Source organism: Burkholderia sp. LMG 13014 (assembly GCF_905232215.1).
Classification (GTDB): Bacteria; Pseudomonadota; Gammaproteobacteria; order Burkholderiales; family Burkholderiaceae; genus Burkholderia.
In genome coordinates this window covers 1-3,048 of the sequence record NZ_CAJNKE010000662.1, presented here as the reverse complement: position 1 = coordinate 3,048, position 3,048 = coordinate 1, and the positions used below count along the sequence as shown (strand labels likewise).

General features: G+C 67.3%; 5 protein-coding genes. 3 read left to right on the top strand and 2 right to left on the bottom strand.

Annotated elements, in window-relative coordinates; translation table 11 throughout:
• Positions 1-233 (top strand): sigma factor-like helix-turn-helix DNA-binding protein (locus tag JYJ84_RS32720; protein ID WP_275890757.1); only part of this gene is annotated, 233 nt, incomplete at its 5' end.
• A 181-nt stretch (positions 234-414) separates the two neighbouring features.
• Positions 415-1,317, top strand: coding sequence for a helix-hairpin-helix domain-containing protein (locus JYJ84_RS32715; RefSeq protein ID WP_122949434.1), 903 nt, complete (start codon positions 415-417; stop codon positions 1,315-1,317).
• Between the two features lies 1 nt (position 1,318).
• Here JYJ84_RS32715 and JYJ84_RS32710 read toward each other — a convergent pair whose 3' ends face one another.
• Positions 1,319-2,128 carry a hypothetical protein gene (locus JYJ84_RS32710; protein WP_164462830.1) on the bottom strand — a complete coding sequence of 270 codons (810 nt, stop codon included), beginning with the start codon at positions 2,126-2,128 and terminating at the stop codon, positions 1,319-1,321.
• 104 nt (positions 2,129-2,232) lie between these two features.
• The gene (locus JYJ84_RS32705) at positions 2,233-2,658 is read right to left on the bottom strand and encodes a helix-turn-helix domain-containing protein (protein ID WP_174910680.1); all 426 of its coding nucleotides are present in this window, start codon (positions 2,656-2,658) and stop codon (positions 2,233-2,235) included.
• Positions 2,659-2,798: 140 nt separating this feature from the next.
• Between JYJ84_RS32705 and JYJ84_RS32700 the strand changes: the two genes are divergently transcribed.
• Positions 2,799-3,048 (top strand): DUF2938 family protein (locus JYJ84_RS32700; protein ID WP_205189991.1); only part of this gene is annotated, 250 nt, incomplete at its 3' end.

Below are 3,048 nucleotides of genomic sequence, written 5' to 3'. Positions count from 1 at the left end.
ACACGCGCATGCGCGAGTGCGTGAGGTCGCTGCTCCGGTCGGTCACGCCGGCCGAGGCCGACGTGCTGCGCCGGCGGTTCGGCCTCGGCGGCGCCGAGCCCGATACCTACGACGCGATCGCGCAGGACGCGGGCATGTCGCGCGAACGCGTGCGGCAGATCGAGAAACGGGCGCTCGCCGCGTTGCGCACGGCCGCCGAGGCCGAGAACGCGCAGTCGTTCCTCGACGCGTGATCGCGTCACGCGACGCACGGTCGTGCCACGCTCCGGCACGACCGTGCGCTTCGCACCTGTGCTACGTTTGCCATTGACGTGCATCAAGTTTTCTTCATCGCGTGTCGCGACAATGATGAAAAGCCGACCGGCGCATCGTTCGCCGTGTCCATTCCGTTTGTGCTTCCCCGGGTCCCTCGCCATGCAGACGAGTGCCAGCCAAACGTACGAGGAAAACCGGCATATCGCGGCCTGCCTGCGCGAGGCGGCGCAGCGGCTGGCTGACCAGGGCGCGAATCCGTATCGGGTCGCCGCGTACCGCGCGTCGGCCGGGACGGTCGATGCGCTCGATCTCGACATCCGCGCGGTGTTCGAGTCCGGCGGCGTCGATGCGCTCGGTACGCTGCCCGAGATCGGCACGGGCGTCGCCCAGGCGATTGCCGAGTTGCTGGTGACGGGGCGCTGGCGCCAGCTCGACCGGCTGTGCGGCGACGCCGAGCGCACGTCCGCGTTCGAAGCGGTGCCGGGCATCGGCCACGCGCTCGCGCTGCGCATTCACGACCTGCTGCATATCGATACGCTCGAGGAACTCGAACGCGCGGCCCGCAACGGCCAGCTCGAAACGATCTCGGGTGTCGGCCCACGACGCGCGGCCGGCATCCGCACCGCACTCGACGACGTGCTGAGCCGCCGCCGGCGCTGGCAAGGCCGCGTGCAGGACGCCGGCCCCGGCACGGAGCCGCCTGTCGAACTGCTGCTCTACATCGACCGTCTGTATCGCAACAAGGCCGCCGCCGGCGCGTTGCCGACGCCTGGCGTTGCGCAACGCGCAATCGCGCACCGGCGGCTGAACGCGGACGGTTACATGCCGCTGCCCGTGATGCACATGACCAAGGGCGGCTGGCATTTCACCGCGCTGTGCCTGCATGCCGCGATGCGCACGCCGGAGGCTTCCCGCCCGACGGACTGGGTCTCGCTCTATTTCTACGACGCCGTTCAGTGCGAGCATCAGCGCACCGTCTTCACCGAAACGTACGGCTCGCTAGTAGGCAAGCGCATCGTGCGCGGGCGCGAGCAGGAATGCCGCGTGTATTACGCGGGCTGAGTCAGTCGTCGCCGGTTTCGTCGACGTCGAATGCGACATCGAGCACCGACGCGATCTCGCGGCAGGCATGGGGGAGCGTGAGTGAGCGGCGGCCGGCACGGTCCACCCCGATATCGAACCAGGTCGAATACGCGTTGTAATCGGTAGCGCGCTCCCGCTTCGGCACGTCGAACCAGAACGTCACCATGTAGTCGCCGTTCCAGCGAACCGGCATCACATGCGTGAACCGCAGTCTCGTGATTGCTCCGTGGCGGAACCGGAAGCTGTCGTCACCGACGCGGAACCCCGACCACGCGCCGTCGTTCGACACGAACACGGTCAGCGTTTCGTCCGGTGACACGGCCGACAGGCCCTCCGCCGGGGCAAGGTCGGCCGTCGACACCATTGCCGCGGCCGAACCATCGCGCCCCGACTCGACATCCACGTACGCTTCGATCGCCCGCTTCGTCTTGTCGTAGAAACGGCGCGTGACCTCGGGCCGCGCGGCGTCGGCAATCAGGACCAGTTGCTTGAATCGTGCCTGCTCGCCGAATCGAAGCGGCACATCGGGAATGTCATCGGGAATGTCATCGGGCTCGTCAGCCGGTTCGTCCTCCGGACTATCGGTCGATACGGGCGATGCGGTCGTCTCAGGCTGCCCGACAGCCCCACGCCGCCGCTTCACCCATGCGGTTCCCCACGTCAGCAGCGCGGTCTGCGTCGCCAGCACGGCGGCCAGTGTCGCGCACCCGGCGAGAAACCCGTAATGCGGCCCGACCTTCGATGCCGCATACGCGGCAGGAAGCACATACAGCACAAGTAAAAACCACACGCGGCAACCCCGTTGTTCTTGTTGGCGATGTCCGTTACGGAATGGTGCGGCGCGCCACCCTGCCGCCGAACTGCCACTCCAACCCGCCGATGCACGCTCGCCGCCTACGCACCTTCCGCCTTCGTGCGGCGCGCCGGATGGCGATGCGCGGCAATGCGCAGCAGCTTCTGGAACGAAGGGCATTCGAGATGGTTCGATGCCGGGCACACGGCCGCATGCCGCAACGCATCGCGCACGGCGCCGAGACGGCGGATCGTGCGGTCGAGCTCGTCGGCCTTGCCGTCGAGCTTCGCGCGATCGATCGCAGGCAGGCCGTCCGTGCCGACCATCGCGAGGATGTCGTCGAGCGAAAAACCGGCCTCGCGGCCCAGCGCTATCAGCGCCAGGCGCTCGAGCACCGACTCGTCGTATTGCCGGCGTAGCCCGTGGCGGCCGGTCGGGACGATCAGCCCCTTTTCCTCGTAGTAGCGCAGCGTCGACGCGGGCAATCCCGAGCGTCGCGCTACATCCGCAATGTCCAGCCGGCTCATGCTTGACCTCAAGTGAACTTGAAGTTGCAAGATAGTCGCTCGACTCCATAAAGACAAGCGCTGACTGCCATGAACCCGCTGAAACCACGCTGTATTCCGCTGCGCCGCGCGGCCCTTTCCCTTCTCCGTGGAGGGTCGCGATGAGCCTGCCCGACCTCCTTCTCAACCTGTTGCTGATCGGCACGGGCGCCACGCTCGTGATGGATCTGTGGACATTGTTCCGGCGGCGTGCATTCGGCATTCCGTCGCTCGACTATGCGCTGGTCGGCCGCTGGATCGGTCACATGATGCAAGGCCGGTTCCGGCACGTGTCGATCGGCGCCGCGGCGCCCGTGCCGGAACCGGCCGTGCATCATGTGACCGATCAAGCGGCCCGACCTTCGATGCCGC